At 34.6% G+C, this 19971-nt stretch carries 19 protein-coding genes; 16 read left to right on the forward strand and 3 right to left on the reverse strand.

What is annotated here, in order from left to right; translation table 11 throughout:
• Window positions 1-18 precede the first annotated feature (18 nt).
• Window positions 19-708, reverse strand: coding sequence for a TIGR04282 family arsenosugar biosynthesis glycosyltransferase (locus BM296_RS04010; protein WP_091901620.1), 690 nt, complete (start codon window positions 706-708; stop codon window positions 19-21).
• 374 nt (window positions 709-1082) lie between these two features.
• Between BM296_RS04010 and BM296_RS04015 the strand changes: the two genes are divergently transcribed.
• Together BM296_RS04015 and BM296_RS04020 are read left to right on the forward strand one after the other, a co-directional pair.
• Window positions 1083-2597 (forward strand): Do family serine endopeptidase, encoded by a 1515-nt coding sequence (locus tag BM296_RS04015; protein ID WP_091901622.1) that lies wholly within the window; start codon window positions 1083-1085, stop codon window positions 2595-2597.
• Between the two features lie 77 nt (window positions 2598-2674).
• Complete coding sequence (locus BM296_RS04020) at window positions 2675-3448, forward strand: patatin-like phospholipase family protein (protein ID WP_091901624.1); 774 nt, start codon at window positions 2675-2677, stop codon at window positions 3446-3448.
• Window positions 3449-3457: 9 nt separating this feature from the next.
• Here BM296_RS04020 and BM296_RS04025 read toward each other — a convergent pair whose 3' ends face one another.
• Together BM296_RS04025 and BM296_RS04030 are read right to left on the reverse strand one after the other, a co-directional pair.
• On the reverse strand, window positions 3458-5305 hold the full coding sequence (locus BM296_RS04025) for an SLC13 family permease (protein ID WP_091901626.1): 1848 nt from the start codon (window positions 5303-5305) through the stop codon (window positions 3458-3460).
• 208 nt (window positions 5306-5513) lie between these two features.
• Window positions 5514-6563 (reverse strand): ferredoxin--NADP reductase, encoded by a 1050-nt coding sequence (locus tag BM296_RS04030; RefSeq protein ID WP_091901628.1) that lies wholly within the window; start codon window positions 6561-6563, stop codon window positions 5514-5516.
• A 239-nt stretch (window positions 6564-6802) separates the two neighbouring features.
• Between BM296_RS04030 and BM296_RS04035 the strand changes: the two genes are divergently transcribed.
• The 14 genes from BM296_RS04035 (at window position 6803) to atpG (ending at window position 19934) form a co-directional block, all read left to right on the forward strand.
• The gene (locus BM296_RS04035; RefSeq protein ID WP_027065446.1) at window positions 6803-7150 is read left to right on the forward strand and encodes a YciI family protein; all 348 of its coding nucleotides are present in this window, start codon (window positions 6803-6805) and stop codon (window positions 7148-7150) included.
• A gap of 6 nt (window positions 7151-7156) precedes the next feature.
• Window positions 7157-8395 (forward strand): RNA polymerase sigma factor, encoded by a 1239-nt coding sequence (locus BM296_RS04040; RefSeq protein WP_091901630.1) that lies wholly within the window; start codon window positions 7157-7159, stop codon window positions 8393-8395.
• Window positions 8396-8506: 111 nt separating this feature from the next.
• Entirely contained in the window at window positions 8507-9976 is a 1470-nt protein-coding gene (locus BM296_RS04045) for a DUF5687 family protein (RefSeq protein WP_091901632.1), read from the forward strand.
• 56 nt (window positions 9977-10032) lie between these two features.
• Complete coding sequence (locus BM296_RS04050) at window positions 10033-10752, forward strand: ABC transporter ATP-binding protein (protein WP_091901634.1); 720 nt, start codon at window positions 10033-10035, stop codon at window positions 10750-10752.
• A gap of 424 nt (window positions 10753-11176) precedes the next feature.
• A complete protein-coding gene (porW, locus tag BM296_RS04055) occupies window positions 11177-13687 on the forward strand; it encodes a type IX secretion system periplasmic lipoprotein PorW/SprE (protein WP_394365302.1) in 2511 nt (836 codons plus the stop codon).
• Between the two features lie 3 nt (window positions 13688-13690).
• On the forward strand, window positions 13691-14116 hold the full coding sequence (locus BM296_RS04060) for a bactofilin family protein (RefSeq protein ID WP_027065441.1): 426 nt from the start codon (window positions 13691-13693) through the stop codon (window positions 14114-14116).
• Complete coding sequence (locus BM296_RS04065) at window positions 14094-14321, forward strand: AtpZ/AtpI family protein (RefSeq protein ID WP_027065440.1); 228 nt, start codon at window positions 14094-14096, stop codon at window positions 14319-14321. Before BM296_RS04060 ends, BM296_RS04065 begins: the two co-directional genes overlap by 23 nt.
• Window positions 14322-14324: 3 nt before the next feature.
• Complete coding sequence (locus BM296_RS19770; RefSeq protein ID WP_394365293.1) at window positions 14325-14717, forward strand: DUF6168 family protein; 393 nt, start codon at window positions 14325-14327, stop codon at window positions 14715-14717.
• A gap of 89 nt (window positions 14718-14806) precedes the next feature.
• A complete protein-coding gene (gene atpB / locus BM296_RS04070; RefSeq protein WP_394365294.1) occupies window positions 14807-15985 on the forward strand; it encodes a F0F1 ATP synthase subunit A in 1179 nt (392 codons plus the stop codon).
• Window positions 15986-16023: 38 nt separating this feature from the next.
• Window positions 16024-16218 (forward strand): ATP synthase F0 subunit C, encoded by a 195-nt coding sequence (atpE, locus tag BM296_RS04075; RefSeq protein WP_027065438.1) that lies wholly within the window; start codon window positions 16024-16026, stop codon window positions 16216-16218.
• A gap of 89 nt (window positions 16219-16307) precedes the next feature.
• On the forward strand, window positions 16308-16808 hold the full coding sequence (locus BM296_RS04080) for a F0F1 ATP synthase subunit B (RefSeq protein ID WP_027065437.1): 501 nt from the start codon (window positions 16308-16310) through the stop codon (window positions 16806-16808).
• An 8-nt stretch (window positions 16809-16816) separates the two neighbouring features.
• The gene (gene atpH / locus BM296_RS04085) at window positions 16817-17356 is read left to right on the forward strand and encodes an ATP synthase F1 subunit delta (RefSeq protein WP_091901638.1); all 540 of its coding nucleotides are present in this window, start codon (window positions 16817-16819) and stop codon (window positions 17354-17356) included.
• 58 nt (window positions 17357-17414) lie between these two features.
• Window positions 17415-18995, forward strand: a complete 1581-nt coding sequence (atpA, locus tag BM296_RS04090) for a F0F1 ATP synthase subunit alpha (protein WP_091901640.1) — start codon at window positions 17415-17417, stop codon at window positions 18993-18995.
• A gap of 75 nt (window positions 18996-19070) precedes the next feature.
• The gene (atpG, locus tag BM296_RS04095) at window positions 19071-19934 is read left to right on the forward strand and encodes an ATP synthase F1 subunit gamma (RefSeq protein WP_091901641.1); all 864 of its coding nucleotides are present in this window, start codon (window positions 19071-19073) and stop codon (window positions 19932-19934) included.
• Window positions 19935-19971 lie beyond the last annotated feature (37 nt).

A 19971-nucleotide genomic window follows, 5' to 3' on the forward strand; every position in this document is an offset into this window, starting at 1 on the left:
TATTGGATAAAGGGGGATTTAGATAAATGAAACTACAGGAGAGCCTTTATTGTAAAGAAAGCTATTAGGTAATAGAGTTGAGAAGTTCTGGTTAGCGTAGAATAGACTTCTGGTTCTTTTTAATAAACCTATAATCAACAATAACAAAGTGGATGATAGGCCAAAGGAAAACGATAGTATGGAATGTAAATCCCTTTCGTTATCCAAATCCTGTAGAACAGGTAATTTTATTAATTCAGACGATTCTTCTTGTAACCACAATGAAATTTGGTGGTATAAGCTGAATCGTTGCCATGGTAAATTTTGAAATTCTGCAACTTCGAAGTTAGATTTTTGTAAACCTAATAAATAGAAACCGCCATCAATAGAAGGACCAATTACAGTCTTACCTAAAGCTAATTGATTAGCAGTATGTTTAAGATGTTGTGTTTTTAAATGGGGAGTATCATTACCAATGGTAATTAAATTAGAAAATCCTTTATCAAAAACAGTAGCAATAGCATTTGTAAAACGTTCGCCAAAAGTAGCGCCAACTTGATCTTTATCTGAAAAATGAAAAACAGGTAAACCTGTGTTTTTTGCTTTTTTAAGAGTGGTTTTGGTTAGTACATCAAATAATTGCTCACCTTTGGGAATTGACTTATTCGCCAAGTCTTCTTTGGCGGAATTGGCAAATACCAAAATTGCAGTTGTACCCTGTGAATTCAATTAAATTTTCTTTCTCGTTGTTAAACTTACGTAAAAATAAAGCAAAGGTTTTCTAAGTATAACTAATTTGTATCATTAAAATAGACGAAATATCTTACTTTAAGTCAAAATGTCAGTTTTAGACCATGTGGTCGGTTTCAAACAATAAGGTTCATTATCTAACTTATATAATCACCTATAAACATGATATATAATAGGATAAAGTACTTCTTTTTGAGTATTTGCCCATGCTAATTTTATGCTTACAGACCACTTAGTCTAAAAAATCCCTTAAAATTTCAAAAAGTTTTAGATTTTTTTTAGCATTGACAGGCATAGACATGGCATAGCTATTGCCGTTAAGGCATCAGAAGAATTTTAAAAATTAATTATATATGAAATCAGACACAAATACCAAAGGCGCTTGGAAGGTTTACCTCTTCTCAGCGGTTATTGCCCTTGCAGTTAGTTTAGGGGTAATACAATTGAACAAACAAAACGAAAAAGAAAACACAGGAGTAACGGTGGTTGAATCTGTTCCTGGTGCACATGCTTTGTATACAAAGGATAACGAAGGAAATATTAAACCGTTAGATTTTACCGATACTTCAGAAAAGGTTCTAGATGCTGTGGTGCATATTAAATCAACCCAAACGGGATCATCCTATCAAAATCAAGGAGCTAGGGAATTGCCAGACCCTTTTAAAGAGTTTTTTGGTGATATGTTTAAAGGACAATCTCCAGAAGGTACGCGTTCGCAACCTAGGGTTGGTACGGGATCAGGAGTTATCATTAACGACAAAGGTTATATAGTAACCAATAATCATGTAATTGACAATGCTGATGAGGTTGAGGTTACCTTATATAATAACCAATCTTACAAGGCTACCGTAATAGGTACGGATCCAACTACGGATTTAGCACTTTTACAGATTAAAGCTGACAATCTTAAAACTATGTCATTGGTAAATTCAGATGATGTTGAAGTGGGAGAATGGGTGTTGGCTGTAGGTAATCCGCTTGGATTAAATTCAACGGTTACTGCAGGTATCGTTAGTGCCAAAGCGAGAAATATTCATATTAATGCCGATAAATTTGCCGTAGAAAGTTTTATACAGACAGATGCAGCTATTAACCCTGGTAATAGTGGTGGTGCGCTAGTGAATCTTGACGGTAATTTGGTCGGAATTAATACGGCTATTGCTAGTACAACCGGTACTTACACAGGTTACGGATTTGCAGTACCTAGCAATATAGTTACTAAAGTGGTTGAAGACCTTTTAAAATATGGTAACGTGCAACGTGGTATGCTAGGGGTAACCATTAGAACGATGGATAGTAACTTGGCCAAAGAGAAAGATGTTGATTTTACCAAAGGAGTTTGGGTAGAGCAAGTTGGTGAAGATAGTGGTGCAGATTTGGCAGGTATTGAATCTGGAGATATTATTATTAGTGTAAATGGTAAAGAAACAGCTACATCACCTAGACTTCAAGAAATTATTGCAGGTAAACGACCAGGTGATAAAGTGACTATTGTAGTAAATAGAAACGGTAAAGAAAAAGAGCTAGAAGTAGAGCTTCATAACTCTCAAGGTGGTACCAATATCATAAAGAAAGAAGATAAAGAAGTATTTAACCTTCTTGGAGCCGATTTTGAGAATGTCAATAAAGAGATAGGAAAGAAGTTTGGTTTAGACGGTGCTGTTCAGGTGACTAAATTATATCCTGGAAAAATTAAGAAAGAAACTCAAATGCGTGAAGGGTTTATTATTACGCATATTGACGGTAAACGTGTAAAAGATATTGATGATGTAGCATCTGCGCTAGAGGGTAAAAAAGGTGGAGTTATGTTAGAAGGTATTTATGAAGACGGAAGTAAATATTATTATGCCTTCGGATTAGATTCATAGTCCGCATTAATGATTAATTTTATGCCGAGCGGATAATAGTATTCGTTCGGCATTTTTTTTGAATTAATTCTAGATAGATGCAAATAGGTTCTAAGTCCATAGGTTTGGTGCTTTCCGGTGGGGGCATTAGAGGCATGGCACATATAGGTGTTATAAAGGCAATGCAAGAGTTTGGTTTAGAAGCCAATGTTGTATCCGGAAGTAGTATTGGCGCTTTAGTAGGCGCTTTGTATGCAGCAGATAAGCCTGTTGTTGATATGTTGCGGTTTTTTAAAGAAACGCCGTTATTCAAATACAATTATTTTGCGGTAGCAAAACCCGGATTATTAAATAGTGAAAGCTATATAAACTCTTTTAAACAGTATTTTCCAGAAGATAGTTTTGAAGCTTTAAACAGAGAACTTCATGTGGTAGCCACCAACTTGCAAAAAGGCGAAGAACTATTCATTGATAAAGGTGAATTGATAAAACCCTTATTAGCTTCTGCAGCATTACCTCCTGTTTTTAGTCCGGTGGAGTATAACGGTGAACTATACGCAGATGGCGGAATCATGAATAATTTTCCTTCAGAACCGGTTTTGTCTAAAGTAGAATATGTTATAGGTAGCAACGTTTCTGTCGTTTCTAAATTGGAGAAGAAACACCTGAATAATTCTTTTCAATTAACGGGTCGTGTAACCGGATTGATGATTTACGCCATCAACAGACAAAAAATTAATAATTGTCACCTTATTCTTGAGTCACAAGAGTTAGAGCATATCGGTTTATTAGACAGAAGGGGAATTGAAAAGGCATATGCAATAGGTTATGAAACTGCTGTAAATAAATTTAGGGCAATTTTCCCTGAATAATTTAAATGCTTAAAGCATGGCACTTAATAATAAGGTACCAACAATCCATAGCACAAGAGAAATAACTCCTCCTATAACCAGAAAGTGTTTAAACTTATAAATTCCCATACTGTAGATAAGTGCGTTAGTTTGGTAGCCTAATGGTGTAAAAAAACTAAAGTTTGCAGCGAACATTACACAGAGTATAAAAGGTTTTGGGTCTAAGCTTAGACCGCTGGCTAATGAAATACCTATAGGAGCCATAATAATGGCAGTGGCATTATTAGAAACTACACTGCTTAAAACCATGGTGGTTAAAAACAATAAACCAATAATAAATATTGGTTGTTGCCCAGCCATTAGCGCTAACAATTCCTCTGTAATCCACGTATCTGCTTTTGCATTACTCATGGCAATACCTAACGGTATCATTCCTGCCAATAAGAATATAATTTGCCAGTTTATCTTTTCATAAATGCGATTCAATTCTACACATTTAAAAAGTAGCATAGCTAGCGTTCCAGTAATTACACTAGTCATTACTTCAAACACACCAGTTGCTGCCATGGTTATGGTAGCAATAAGAATTAAGATGGATAAGTTTCTTTTAAATGGGGTAGCAGGTGTACGGCCTTCATATTGGTTCAATACAGCTAAATTATTACTGTTTTCAAAATTTGAAACATATTCAGGTTTGGTTTGAATCAATAGTCGGTCACCAACATGAAGTTTAGTAAATTCATGGTTACTTTGGTGTAATCGATTTTTAAGAATTCTTAGTTTTTTTCTTTTATTGACCGCTAATGGAATTGCCCTAGGGATCAACATAGTTTTTAGTTCAGATAGGTTTCTACCAAGAAACTTAGACCCAGGTAATAACAATAATTCTAATAGTAAGTTTTCGTCTTTTGTCTCGTTAGTGTCTTCATCTTTTTTATTGGAATCGCTTACCTTTTTTATTTGTGTGTTTTTGGTGGATTTGAAATGGTCTTTTTCTTCTAAATCAATTTCAAAATAACCTTCGCCACGCATTTTTTGAAGATTTTCTAAACTGCAATGCAAAAGAATAATATCGTTCGGCTTAATGAGTAAATCATGATTTAACAAGTTTTGGTCGTACCCATTACGTGTTAAACGCAAAACGGTGATATCCACTTCTTTGAACATGAAGCTTTCACCAATGGGTTTTTCTGCCAAAGGGGAATCGGGTTCTATGGTCAAAGTTAATAGGTATCGATCTAGGTCATAATTATCAGACAGTTCGCCGTTGTCTTTTGGTAAAAAGCGATAAAAGAGTGCAATGATACCCATTGAAATGCCTAAGAAAGTAATCCCAAATAATGAGAATTCAAAAAAACCGAGTTTCTCGCCCGTGTATCTGGCAGCAATATTACTGACTAATAGGTTAGTTGAGGTACCCATTAAGGTACAGCTACCACCAAGAATACTAGCGAAGGAAATAGGTAGTAAAAGCTTACCTGGAGGCAATTGATACTTCTCTCGTAATTCTGCAACAATTTTTATAAATACAATGACTACAGCCGTTGAACTTACAAAGGCAGAAATACTACCGGCAATTAGCATAATGGCAACCATTGCTAATACTACGGGCCAGTTTTTTAAAATTTTTAATCCTTTGGCGAGATAGGATATTGCTCCGTTCTCTTCTAGACCTATTGCTAAAATCATTAAGCATAATATGGTAATGACCGCTTTGTTAGAGAATCCACTAACGGCTTCCTCCGGTGAAACCAACCCTGTAAGTAATAAAGCGGCAATAATGCAGAAGGATATTTTATCCATCGGGAAAATCTCAAAAGCAAATAAGATAATTACCGCTGCGATTATTATGAATACACCTATGATTTCTATGGACATAGCTAGTGAGCGTTGAAAATACTATCAAAGGTATTTTAACGTCCCAGATAGAATAACTCTATCGAATAAATTTTAGCTTTTAAAAGAGTAAATAGGAGGTAAAAAAAACGTCTTTGCATGGTACGAGGCAATCTGGTAGATAATAACAATTATTCAACAGATTGCCGCGTTCGCAAAGACGTTACAATTAAGTTTGTTTAGCGCTTATCTAAACATCATCATAATCTACCTTAATAGTAGGTGTAGTAGCGTGTGCTTGGCAGGTAAGAATAAATCCGTCTGCTATTTCCTTATCGGTTAGAATTTGGTTCATCATCATTTCTGCTTTTCCTTCAGTTACTTTAGCAATACAACTACTACATACTCCGCCTTGGCATGAGTATGGCGCATCAATATTTTCTTTTAAAACAGCATCAAGAATTACTGTTTTCTTATCCATGGTAAACTGAAATTCTTCATCGTCAACAAGTACCGTAACAGAAGTTTGGCCATCTACTTGTACCGGTAATTCCTCTTTTATTTCTGTTGGAGTAAAAAGTTCAAAATGGATTTTATCCTTTTCAACTTCATTTTCTAATAAAGTGTCTTGTACCAAACGGATCATTTCTTCTGGTCCGCATAAATAGTAGCCATCAAAATCAACATCCTTATGCTTGTTCAATAGGGCATAATTGACGGTGGAAGTATCTATTCTACCGAATAAAGCCTTGTCTTCACGTGTTTGACTGTTGGTGAAGTATACAAAAAACCGATTGGCATATTCTAGTTCTAGTTTTACCAAATCGGTGTAAAACATTGTCTCTTCGTATGATTTGTTTCCGTAAACCAAAACAAATTTGTTCTTAGGGTTACCATCTAAAACAGACTTTACAATACTCATTATAGGAGTAATACCACTACCTGCAGCAAAAGCTGCTATATTCTGAACATCTTTCGTTGTTTTAAAAACGAAACGACCTTCTGGCTCCATAACTTCTAGCGTATCACCAACTTTTAATTGTGAATTTGCGTAGTTAGAGAATCCGCCATTATCCACTTTTTTAATGCCAATGGTGATTCCGTCTTTTTCAGGAGAAGAACTAATAGAATATGCTCTTCTAAGTTCTTTACCTTTAATTTCTTTTTTTATGGTGATGTACTGACCTGCCGTAAAAGTGAAAGTCTGTGCCAATTCTTTCGGAATTGAAAATGTAACGGCAACTGAAGTTGGCGTTAATTTTTTAATATGTTTTACCGTTAATGGGTGAAAATGCGACATATGTTGGTTTCTTTAAATCGAATTACAAAATTAAGCATTGCTTTTACGATATAGAATGACATTTGTCAAAAAATCTGAATCTCTAAGTTTTTCAATGATAGATTCATCTAAATAATCCTTAATTTTTCTCTTTCGAAAAAAAAGTTCTAAAAAATGTCCCTAATTTGATTTTGGTAACGTCATGGGGTAAACAATGAGAACTTAGAGCGAGTTCTATGTAAAATTAAAACAGTTAAATTATGAAAGATTTTATGATGATTTTCATCGGTGCAGATTATCAAGAATTAGGTTTATCACCAGAACAACTACAAACACGAATGGGTAAGTGGTTCGCTTGGAACGAAAAAATGCAAAAACAAGGAATTGTTAAGGGAGGTGAAGCTTTAGTACCTAGTGTAAAAAGAGTTTCTGGACCTAAACGTACCGTAACTGATGCTCCTTTAATAGAAGGTAAAGAATTGATCGGTGGTTACTATATTGTACAGGCTGAAAATGCCGATGCAGTGGTTAAAATTGCCGAAGATTATCCAGATTATGATTTAGACGGAACTGTTGAAATCAGGGAAGTAATGGTTTTTGAACAATAATATATTATGGAACATAATGTAGTAGACCATCTTTTTAGACATCATTACGGAAAGATGGTCGCTATTTTAACCCGGTTTTTTGGACTCTCTTATATTGAAACTATTGAAGATGCGGTACAGGATACCTTTATAAAAGCAACTTCGCAATGGCGAACTAAAATACCCGATAATCCAGAGGGATGGTTGAACCGAGTTGCCAAAAATAGAACCATTGATATTCTTCGTAGTATACAGGCAGAAAAGAATAGAAACCTTAGCATTACAACTGGGGCATCATCTTTACAAATAGACGAACTGTTTTTAGATCATGAGGTTGCAGACAGTCAGTTGCGAATGATTTTTGTTGCCTGTCACCCAAGTTTACACCCCAGCGAACAAATAGCCTTTGCTTTAAAAACCATTTCTGGATTTAGTACTAAGGAAATCGCTGCCGCATTATTGACTAAAGAAGAAACAATTGTCAAACGATTGACCCGTGCTAAAAAATCTATTCGAGAAAATAACATTCAATTTAAATACCCAGCTCCCGAAGCTATTCCTGAAAGAATGGTACGAGTTATGGAAGTAATCTATTTGACATTTAATGAAGGCTTCCATTCTACAAACAAAGAAAAATTAATAAAAGAAGATTTGTGTGGAGAAGCTATTCGTCTTTGTCAATTACTTTTAAAAAAGGAACAATTTAGAAGTGGCAGTTTGTACGCACTTTTTGCATTGCTTTGTTTTCATATGTCACGACTAGAAAGCAAAGTTTCCTCTGATAATCAAATAGTTAATTTGAAGCATCAAGACCGTACCAAATGGTATTTTCTATTGATAAAGATGGGAAACAGCGCTATGCTTAAAGCTATGGATTATGATGACACGTCAGTTTATCATTATGAAGCTGCCATAGCCTCGGAACATTTAAATGCCAAAACATTTAAAGATACCAATTGGAAAAACATCTCTTATTGGTACGAACAATTATATACGTTTGAACCTAATATGTTTACGTTGTTAAATCATGCAACAGTATGTCTTCAGTTAACTGATTTTGAAAAAACACATCAATTATTAAAAATAGTTGATGTTGCAGAACTTGGTCAAAGAGCCTATTTATATTACGGTTGTTATGCGGAATATTATATCAATAAAGGAGAGAAAGAACTAGCAATTTCTTTTTTAGATAAAGCATTGCTGGAAACTTCGAATTCGCTAGAGAGAAATTTTTTGATGAAGAGGAGGGATGATATAACTTGTTGATAATGAGTAATAAATAATATAAGTAAGGTCTTGTTTAAAGATATATTCAATAAGTCTTGTAACAAACTCAAGATTTTTCTTACTTATATTCTGAATACTAAAACCAACCGAATGTTTAAACGTTTTTCTTCATTACAATGGAAATCCTTTTTTAGGTCTTCTAACCTTGGTAAAAGTCTGGGGATAAAAATAGTAATGGGCTTTTTTGGCGTATATATGCTTTTATCACTTGCTGCTACAGGTGCAGGAATGTACTTTATCTTAAAAGAAGTATTTCCAGATCAGAGCCCTATGTGGAGCATTAGTCAATATTTCATTTACTGGATTTTAATTGAATTATTTTTACGATACTTCATGCAGAAATTACCGGTGATGGATATAAAACCATTCTTGACTACACCGGTCAAGAAAAGCACCATCGCACATTATATATTGGGAAGATCGGCGGCATCTATCTATAACTTATTGACACTATTCTTTGTTGTACCCTTTGCAATTGTTTTATTGGTTAATGGCTACCCTGCAGTAAATGTTTTATTATGGATAGTGGGTATCATGGGTATTATACTTAGTATTAATTATGTTAACCTGCTTGTAAATAAGAATGATAAAGTTCTTATTGGGATAGGAAGTATTCTTGCATTGGGATATGGATTGGATTATTTTGGAGTGTTCTCTGTTAAAGAGTTTTTTGCACCTGTTTTTCATGCGCTTTATGCATATCCAATTACGGTATTGATTCCGATTGCTTTAGCAGGAATTATATATTATGTCAATTTTAAATACCTACGAGATAAGATTTATCTAGATGCTAAGCTTCAATCGAAATCAGTAGAAGCAAATACTTCAGATATGTCTTGGACAAAGCGTTTTGGAGAAATGGGTTCTTTCTTGCAACTTGATTTAAAAATGATTTGGAGAAATAAACGAACCAAGTCTCAAGTATTTATTTCCTTACTTTTTGTTTTTTATGGCTTGGTGTTCTATACCGTGGAAGCCTATAGTAGTATGATGCCAATGAAAGCATTTGTTGGTGTATTTATGACAGGAATTTTCTTAAGTAATTTTGGTCAATTTATACCAGCTTGGGATAGTAGCTATTATAGTATGATGATGTCGCAAAACATACCAATGCGAAAGTATTTAGAATCTAAAGTTATTTTGATAACTGTAAGTGTTGTGGGTATGTTTTTATTGACGATACCTTATGTTTACTTTGGTTGGGAGGCTTTAGCTATTAATTTTGGTTGCGCACTGTATAACTTAGGTGTAAATATACCGGTCATTTTATATTTTGGTTCATTCAACAAAAAAAGAATCGAATTGGATCAGAGTCCGTTTGGTAACATGCAGGGCGCAAGTGCTACTCAGTTTTTGGTAATGCTTCCGGTAATGGTGGTTCCAATAATTATCTTTTCCATCTTTTATTACATCTTTAATATAGAAGTTGCAGTCGGAGTATTATCGGTTCTAGGCATCATTGGTTTTGCCATGAAGAACTATTTACTAGGTTTAATTACGGAGCAGTACAAGAAAAAGAAATACGGAATGATTGCTGGTTTTAAAGAGAAGGCTAGTTAAGCTTTTTCAGTTTATAACATCACAATTCATCTCTAACAAATTAGAATAACAAGATTATGATTACAATAGAAAATTTATCAAAAATATACGGTTCACAAAAAGTCCTTAATATCGAATCTTTAAACATTCCAACAGGGCAAAGCTTTGGTTTAGTAGGTAACAACGGTGCAGGTAAGACAACACTTTTTAGTTTGTTGCTAGATTTAATACAACCTACTACTGGTTATATCATTAATAATGATGTTCAAGTAAACACCAGTGAAGATTGGAAACCGTTTACTTCATCGTTTATAGATGAAACGTTTTTAATTGGATATCTGACTCCCGAAGAGTATTTCTACTTTATAGGTGATCTTCGTGGTCAAAATAAAGCAGATGTAGATGCATTATTGGCACAGTATCAAGATTTTTTCCACGGCGAAATTTTAGGTCAAAAGAAGTACTTGAGAGATTTATCTAAAGGAAATCAAAAGAAAGCTGGTATTGTAGCTTCATTTATTGGGAACCCTAAAGTGGTTATTTTAGACGAGCCTTTTGCAAATTTGGATCCAACCACTCAAATTCGTTTAAAGCAAATTATTAAAGAACTGGCCGAACAAAAAGACGTAACCGTTTTAGTTTCTAGTCACGATCTAATTCACGTGACCGAAGTTTGCGAACGTATTGTGGTGTTGAACAAAGGTGAGGTGGTTAAAGATATAGAAACATCTGCTGAAACATTGAAAGAACTAGAGGTATTCTTTGGTGCGGAAAGTGCACAGGTAGTTATGGAATAAATAGAGGATTATATGTCCTTTAGAGTGCAGTCGAGAACTACTTGTAGTTGAAAAATCAATTAGATTTCGATTTTCCTAAATTAGACAAACTGCATTATACACAAAACTTATAAAACCGACCCAATGGTCGGTTTTTCATTTCTATCATTTTAACCGATGTAATATAAATTCCGATAAAGATGTTATTCGCTAGATAAAGTGCAAGAAATTGAATTGCGCTTCACAATTTTGACTCAGAACAAACTACTTGGTCGGTAAAATTTAATGGTATAAGTTTAGAAGTGATGTAAATGCTTAAAAATAAATATGCGGTTTACCGATGAACGGCATAATATTCTGGTTGTTTTTAAGTTAAACATACATACGTAGATCATCTATTTTGAATCTTAGAAACAAACTTATTTTATCCGGTGTTTTGGCGAGTATGCTTTTTAATGCATGTTCGACCAAGAAAGATGCTTTTATTAATCGTAATTGGCATGCGCTAAACACTAAGTACAACACATTATATAACGGTAATATTGCTTTTGAAGAAGGGCGCAATACCTTAAATGACACCTACCAAGATGACTATTTTGAAGTCTTGCCTATAGAGCGTTTAGAGGTTAGTGGCGAAATTAAACTAGATTCAGAAGACAACAATCCTAATTTTCTTATTGCGGAAGAGAAAGCTACAAAAGCTATTCAACGCCATAGTATGGATATTAAAGATGAGGAGCGTAACCCGCAAATAGATGAAGCTTTTCTATTATTAGGTAAAGCCCGTTATTTTGATGAACGCTACATTCCTGCATTAGAATCATTTAATTACATCTTAAACAAATACTCTCAAAGCGATAAGCTTAACGAAGCTAGTATTTGGAGAGAAAAGGTGAATATTAGATTAGAGAACGATGATCTTGCCATTAAGAATTTAAAACGCTTGATGAAGTATGAGCGTTTAAAGGATCAAGAGTATGCAGATGCAAGAGCAATGATGGCGCAAGCATTCATAAATCTTAATGCACCAGATACAGCTGTTCAAAACCTAAAAATTGCATCGCATTACACAAGTAAAAATCCAGAAAAAGGAAGATACTATTATATAATAGGACAGTTGTACAATCAGCTAGGTTATAAGGATAGTGCTAATTATGCTTTTGACAAGGTGATAGATTTAAATAGAAAATCGCCTAGGGTTTACATGATCAATGCGAAAATTGAAAAACTAAAGAATACTGAAATTACCGCTGAAAATAAAGAAGAGGTTTTGGAGTATTTGACTAAAATGGAATTGAACAGGGAGAACAGACCCTTTTTAGATAACATATATAGACAATTGGCTGAGTTTCATTTAGCGCAGGAGTCTGATAGTTTGGCATTGGTGTATTTCAACAAATCTTTGCGTGCATCTCAAAACAAGCCAAAACTAAATGCGCTTAATTATGAGAATTTAGCAGAGTATAACTTTTACGAAAGTGTTTATAAACCTGCAGGTGCATATTACGATAGTGTACTTACTAACTTAAATGAGAATACGAAGAAGTTTCGTGCTATTAAAAAGAAGAGAGACAATTTAGAGGATGTTATTAAGTACGAAGACATCGTACAATACGCAGATAGTGTAATTACAGTATATCAAATGCCAAAAGATGAGCAATTGGCATATTTTGGAAAGCATATAGAGGAGTTGCAAAAAGCTAAAGAAGCTGCTCAGAAAAAAGAAAAAGAAAGAATTACAGATGGCTTTGCCGCATTTTCAAATAGTAAAGGTGGAAAGGAAAATAAAGGAAAATTCTATTTCTATAATATTACCAGTTTAGGTTACGGTCAAAACGATTTTAAAAACCGCTGGGGTAATAGAGAATTAACCGATGATTGGCGTTGGTCTGACAAATCGGTTGTAAATACTGATAATTTAGCGTTACAAAACGCTGTGGGAGCAAATGATAGTTTAAGTGTGGTTAGTGATGATGAGAAATTCTCATTAGAATATTATATGGATCGTTTACCAACCGATGTTGCCGTAATTGACAGTTTAAAAACAGAACGTAATTTTGCTAACTATCAACTTGGGTTAATATATAAGGAGAAGTTTAATGAAAATCTTTTAGCGGCCGGTAAATTAGAGAATGTTTTGGCATCGAATTCAGAAGAACGATTGATTCTACCTTCTAAATACAATTTATATAAAATCTACGAAGAAGTAGATAGTCCGTTAAAAGAAGCTATGAAGGCCGATATTATTGCCAACCATGGAGATTCTAGATATGCAGAGATTCTATTGAATCCGCAGGCGGTATTGGCAAATAGTTCTGATAGTCCAGAAAAGCGATACGAGAGTTTATTTAAACAATATAAGGACCAACAGTATTTACAGGTCATTACAGGGGCAGAGGAAAACATCAATAGGTTTACAGGAGATCCTATTGTTCCTAAATTTGAAATGCTGAAAGCAAACGCAATTGGTAGACTACAAGGTTTTGAGTTATTTAAGGAAGCACTTAATTATGTGGCTTTGACCTACCCTAACAATCCGGAAGGTAAAAAGGCAGAACAGATGATTGCTGAACAGCTTCCAAAATTAGAACCAAAGGAGTTTTCACCAGAGACAGATTCTAAGGGAACATCAAATTGGAAAGTAGTTTTCCCTTTTAAAAGAAGTAATACAGAGAAGGCATTAAAGCTGATGGAAATGTTAGATAAATCTATTGAAGATCTTAAATACAAAAATGTAGTTTCTAGGGATATTTATAACCTCGAAGATCAATTTGTAGTGGTTCATGGCTTTAAGTCAAAAGAATTTGCACTTGGCTATGCAGAGCTACTAAAAAACAATAAGGATTACCGCGTTGCTGATGAGAATTTTGTAGTTTTATCGGAGAACTATAAGATTATTCAAGTGCACAAAAATATAATCGATTATAGAAATACGCTTTTAACCCCAAAACCGTGAACAATGTTTTCAGACAGACAAAAACCTAAGACTATGAGTGAAGTAGGAGGGCAACCTAATAGAATTGAAAAGAATACAAAGATTAAAGGAGATATAATTTCTGAAGCAGATTTTCGTATCGATGGTAAGCTAGATGGTAATGTAAAAACTTCTGGTAAAGTAGTAATCGGTAAAGACGGTTATATACATGGTAAAGTAGAATGTGTAAATGCCGATATAGAAGGTAGCTTTAATGGAGAACTTTTAGTGTCTGATTTATTATCTTTAAAAGCATCTGCAGTAATAGAAGGTGTAGTTTCCGTAAGTAAATTAGCTGTGGAGCCAGGCGCAACTTTCAATGCATCTTGTAATATGGGTGGTAAAAAAGGAGCTGCTAACAATGAAGGTCATAAATCATCTAATAGTAATGGATCCACAAAAGCCTCGTAATGATAATTCTGAGCTTTTAAGAAATGCCGCAAGCTTATCTGGTGTAGCTATACAAATGGGCGTCACTATTTTCTTGGGCAATCTTTTAGGGGAATGGTTAGATCAAAAATTTGAAAAAACGTTTTTAGAGGATACATTTACATTACTTGCTGTATTTTTGTCTATCTATTTGGTCATAAAAAAAGTTATGGCATTAAATAAATAAGCGTTGTTAAAAAATATCATATTATATATAGTCGTGTTCACTGTTGTGGGCGCGACTTCTTATTTTCTGCAAAATTTCGTTTTATCTACTCCACCATCCTATTTTGGTCCGTTGTTGATAAAAGCCTATAGTTTTCATTACCTGTTTTCATTAACCTTGGTTATAGTGTTCTTAATTGCATCAAAAAACAAATCTTTTTTTGAACAGTTGGGTTTTATTTATATGGGCGTGCTCGTTTTTAAGTTAACACTCGTTGCAGCTATATTCTATCCATACCTTTTGGGTGAATTGGTTATGCCTCAATTATATAGGGGTTTGCTAATGCTCCCAGCAATTATTTTTTTGTTTCTAGAAGTGTTTTTTATTTCTAAAATTATGGGGAATAAAAGACTCTAAATTTTAAAGCTTTAAAATTGGGTAGTTTATGCAATAATTAACTACTTTTGCGCAAAATTTCTAGGGGCTTAATTTTTGACAAATAACTAATGATGCAAGTTTCAAATACGTTTAAAACCTTATTACAACTTCTAATACTTTGTTTTTCAATGCAAAGTTTTGCGTTCTCCGATACGGAGCAAGAAGGCGCAGTAAGTACTAAGGAACAGGTAGATGAGTATATTTTACATCACCTTAAAGATTCTCATGACTTTCATTTATTCTCTTATTCTAATGATGCAGGAGAAAGAAAGCACGTTGGTTTTCCTTTACCGGTAATTTTATGGTCTAGTAACGGTTTGGCGACTTTTATGTCATCAGAATTCCATCATGACGATAATGGTCAGGTTATAGTTGAGAGAAACGGCTCAAAGTTTGTAAAACTTCACAGTAAAATTTACGAATTAGATAATGGCGCATCTTCGGTTAGTTTTGAAGAAGAGCACCATGCAACCAATGCTCATAAAGTTTTAGATTTTTCTATTACTAAAAGTGTAGTTGGGGTTTTATTGGTAGGTCTATTAATGTTATTGGCATTTTCTTCATTGGCTAAGCAATATGCAAAGAAAAGTATCCCTACTGGGTTCGGTAGAGTATTGGAGCCTTTAGTACTTTATGTTAGAGATGAAATAGCTAGGCCTAATATTGGTGAAAAGCATTACAGAAAATTTACGGGGTACCTGTTAACCGTGTTCTTTTTTATATGGATACTAAACTTAATGGGTCTTACTCCTTTTGGCTTTAATGTTACTGGTCAGATTGCGGTAACTGCATGTTTGGCAATATTCACCTTAGTTATCTATACAGTTAGTGGAAATAAAGATTATTGGATGCACATTTTGTGGATGCCAGGTGTACCGGTTTTTGTAAAGCCTATTTTGGCTATTATAGAATTAGCTGGTGCATTTATCATTAAACCTTTTTCATTATTAGTTCGTTTGTTCGCAAACATATCTGCAGGGCATATTGTAGTAATGAGTTTAATTGCAATCATGTTTACACTTAAGAAAAGTTTAGGTGTGGTAGGTGCTACAGGTTTATCTTTGGTATTGTCATTTTTCATCACCCTTATTGAGGTGTTGGTAGCCTTTTTACAGGCATATATATTTACAGCACTTTCAGCTCTATTTATAGGTATGGCGGTTGCGGAACATGATCACGATCATGAGCATGATTCTCATGGTCATGAAGTGGCGGATGTTGAGGATGTAAGAGGAGATTTTATTTAACAAGAGTTTTTTTAATTTAATTATATAAATCAATTGGTATGGTAACTTACAATTTAATTGGAGCAGGATTAATCGTAATCGGAGCAGGTTTAGGTCTTGGTCAAATCGGTGGTAAAGCAATGGAAGGTATTGCTCGTCAACCAGAAGCGGCAGGAAAAATTCAAACTGCAATGATTATTGTAGCTGCACTTTTAGAAGGTTTAGCATTCGGTGCTTTGTTCTTAGGAAAATAAGAACTCGAAAACCCAAAGACATCTTCCTGTAACGGTTGGTTACAGGAAATGTTTTTTAATTATTGATTTAGATTTTAAAGATTTAAGATATGGAAGTTTTATTGAACGATTTTTCACCTGGTTTGTTTGTAGTACAGACAATATTATTATTAGGTTTAATATTCTTAATGGTAAAATTTGCTTGGAAACCTATTTTGAATTCGTTGAACGAAAGAGAGAGTGGTATACAAGAAGCATTAGCTGCAGCTGAAAAAGCAAAGGCAGATATGCAGAACTTACAGGCTGATAATGAAAAAATGCTTCAAGAGGCTCGTTCTGAGCGTGAAGCTATGTTGAAAGAAGCACGTGAGATCAAAGAGAAAATGATTTCAGATTCTAAAGAGCAGGCTAAGATAGAAGGAGATAAGATGTTGAAGCAAGCGCAAGCTGCTATTGAAAGCGAGAAGAAAGCTGCTGTTGCAGATATTAAGAGTCAAGTTGCAGAATTGTCTGTAGCTATCGCAGAGAAAGTTATAAAAGAGGAGTTATCTAGCAACGAAAAGCAATTGAAGTTGGTTGATACAATGTTGAGCGATATAAAACTTAACTAAAAAAAATAATGAGCGAATCTAGAGCTGCATTACGTTACGCAAAGGCGATATTGGACATGGCCAAGGAAAATAAAGCCTTGGTTGCTGTTGAGAAAGATATGCGTTCAATCGTCGCTACTATTTCAGATAGTAAAGAATTAAAAGATGTATTGGCAAGTCCGGTTGTATCCGGTGCTTCTAAAAAGAATGCGTTACTTGAAATTTTCAAAGGATGCGATTCAATTACTGAAGGTACTATTAGCATGTTGGTTGATAACAAGCGTGTAGGTATGCTAAATGAAGTTGCTTTAAAATACATTATTCTTAATGAGCAATTAAAAGGAAAAGGTGTAGCTTATGTTACTACTGCTGTTCCTTTAGATGCTGCTACAGAGAAAAAAGTACTTAAACATATTGCTACCATTACTTCTGATGAGGTAACTATTGAGAATAAAATCGACGAAAGTATTATTGGCGGTTTTATCTTAAGAGTTGGAGATTTACAGTACGATGCTAGTGTAAGCAATAAGCTTAACAATTTAAAAAGAGAATTTTCTAATAGTCTATAATAACTATATAAGGCAAAAGACGATTTGTCAATAGCCTAATATCTTATACTAATTAAAAATGGCAGGAGTAAAAGCCGCTGAAGTATCAGCAATTTTAAAGAAACAATTATCAGGATTTGATGCTACCGCTACTTTAGATGAAGTAGGTACTGTATTAACTGTAGGTGATGGTATTGCAAGAATCTACGGATTAGCCAATGCTCAATACGGAGAATTAGTTGAGTTCGAAGGTGGACTTGAAGGTATCGTTCTTAACCTGGAAGAAGATAACGTAGGTGTGGTTCTTTTAGGACCTTCTAAATCTGTTGGTGAAGGTGATACTGTAAAACGTACGCAACGAATCGCTTCTGTAAAAGTTGGTGAAGGAATTGTTGGTCGTGTGGTTGATACTCTAGGTAACCCAATTGATGGTAAAGGACCTATAACTGGTGATACTTATGAAATGCCATTAGAGCGTAAAGCTCCAGGTGTTATCTACAGAGAGCCTGTAACTGAGCCAATGCAATCAGGTATCAAAGCAATTGATGCGATGATCCCGGTTGGTAGAGGGCAGAGAGAGCTTGTTATTGGTGACCGTCAAACTGGTAAGACTACGGTTTGTATCGATACCATTTTGAACCAAAAAGAATTTTATGATGCTGGTGAGCCTGTTTACTGTATCTATGTTGCCATAGGTCAAAAAGCATCTACTGTTGCCGGTATTGCTCAAGTATTAGAAGATAAAGGTGCAATGGCATATACTACCATTGTAGCTGCTAACGCATCTGATCCAGCACCAATGCAAGTATATGCACCATTTACTGGAGCGTCTATCGGTGAGTATTTCCGTGATACAGGTCGTCCTGCATTAATTATATATGATGATTTATCAAAACAAGCGGTAGCTTACCGTGAGGTTTCTCTTTTGTTAAGAAGACCACCGGGACGTGAAGCGTATCCAGGTGATGTTTTCTACCTACACTCTAGATTATTAGAGCGTGCAGCAAAAGTTATCAATGATGATGATATTGCAAAAGAAATGAATGATTTGCCAGAGGTGTTAAAGCCAATGGTAAAAGGTGGTGGTTCTTTAACGGCTTTGCCAATTATTGAAACACAAGCAGGTGATGTTTCTGCTTATATCCCAACAAACGTAATTTCTATTACTGACGGACAGATATTCTTAGAGCAAGATTTATTCAACCAAGGTGTAAGACCAGCAATTAACGTAGGTATTTCTGTATCTCGTGTTGGTGGTAACGCTCAGATTAAATCAATGAAAAAAGTTGCAGGTACTTTGAAACTAGATCAAGCACAGTTCCGTGAATTAGAAGCTTTTGCTAAGTTTGGTTCAGATTTAGATGCAGCTACGTTGAACGTTATTGAAAAAGGACGTAGAAACGTTGAAATATTAAAACAAGCACAAAACGATCCTTATACTGTTGAAGATCAGGTTGCAATTATCTACGCAGGTTCTAAGAACTTGTTAAGAGATGTACCTGTAGAGAAAGTAAAAGAATTTGAACGTGATTACTTAGAGTTTTTGAACGCTAAGCACAGAGGTGTTCTTGATACATTGAAGGCAGGTAAACTTACTGATGAAGTAACGGATACATTGACTTCTGTTTGTAAAGAGCTTTCTGCAAAATATAAGAAATAAATAAGTACTGAGTTAGAGGTACAAACTTTTACTTAGTTGGTATTGGTTTGTACTTTTTGCTAAACACTGAATATAATGGCAAATTTAAAGGAAATACGAAATAGGATTTCATCGGTTTCTTCAACGATGCAGATAACCAGTGCCATGAAAATGGTATCTGCTGCTAAACTGAAGAAAGCCCAAGATGCTATTACGGCAATGCGTCCATACTCAGATAAGCTAACTGAATTACTACAAAACTTAAGTTCTAGTTTAGAAGGTGATACAGGTAGTGTTTATGCCGATAATCGTGTTGTAAATAAAGTTTTAGTGGTTTCTATCACTTCTAATAGAGGTCTTTGTGGCGCTTTTAACACTAATATTTTAAAGCAGTCAGTTAACCTTGCAGAAAATGTTTATGCTGGTAAAGAAGTTGACTTTGTAGCTGTTGGAAAAAAAGCAAACGATTATTTAGGAAAACGTTATAATGTCATTGCAAACCATAGTGGCATATATGACGATTTAACTTTTGATAAGGTAGCTGATATTGCTGAAGATTTAATGGAACTCTTTACAGCAGGTACATATGACCGTATTGAAATTATATATAATAAATTCAAGAATGCGGCTACTCAAATAGTGATGACAGAGCAGTTTTTACCAATTGTTCCATTACAGGAAGTTGAGGTAACTGCAAGTGCAGATTATACATTTGAGCCTACAAAGATTGAAATCATTGAAGAATTGATTCCTAAGTCTTTAAAGACACAATTGTATAAAGGTATTAGAGATTCATTTGCAAGTGAACATGGTGCTCGTATGACAGCTATGCATAAAGCAACAGATAATGCTACCGAAATGCGTGATCAGTTGAAATTAACATATAACAAAGCAAGGCAAGCAGCTATTACCAATGAAATTTTGGAAATTGTTGGTGGAGCAGAAGCTTTGAATAATTAATTGCAGTTGCTAATATAGCCAAGCGATTATATATTTA

This window comes from Maribacter stanieri (genome assembly GCF_900112245.1).
In the GTDB taxonomy this organism is placed as follows: Bacteria; Bacteroidota; Bacteroidia; order Flavobacteriales; family Flavobacteriaceae; genus Maribacter; species Maribacter stanieri.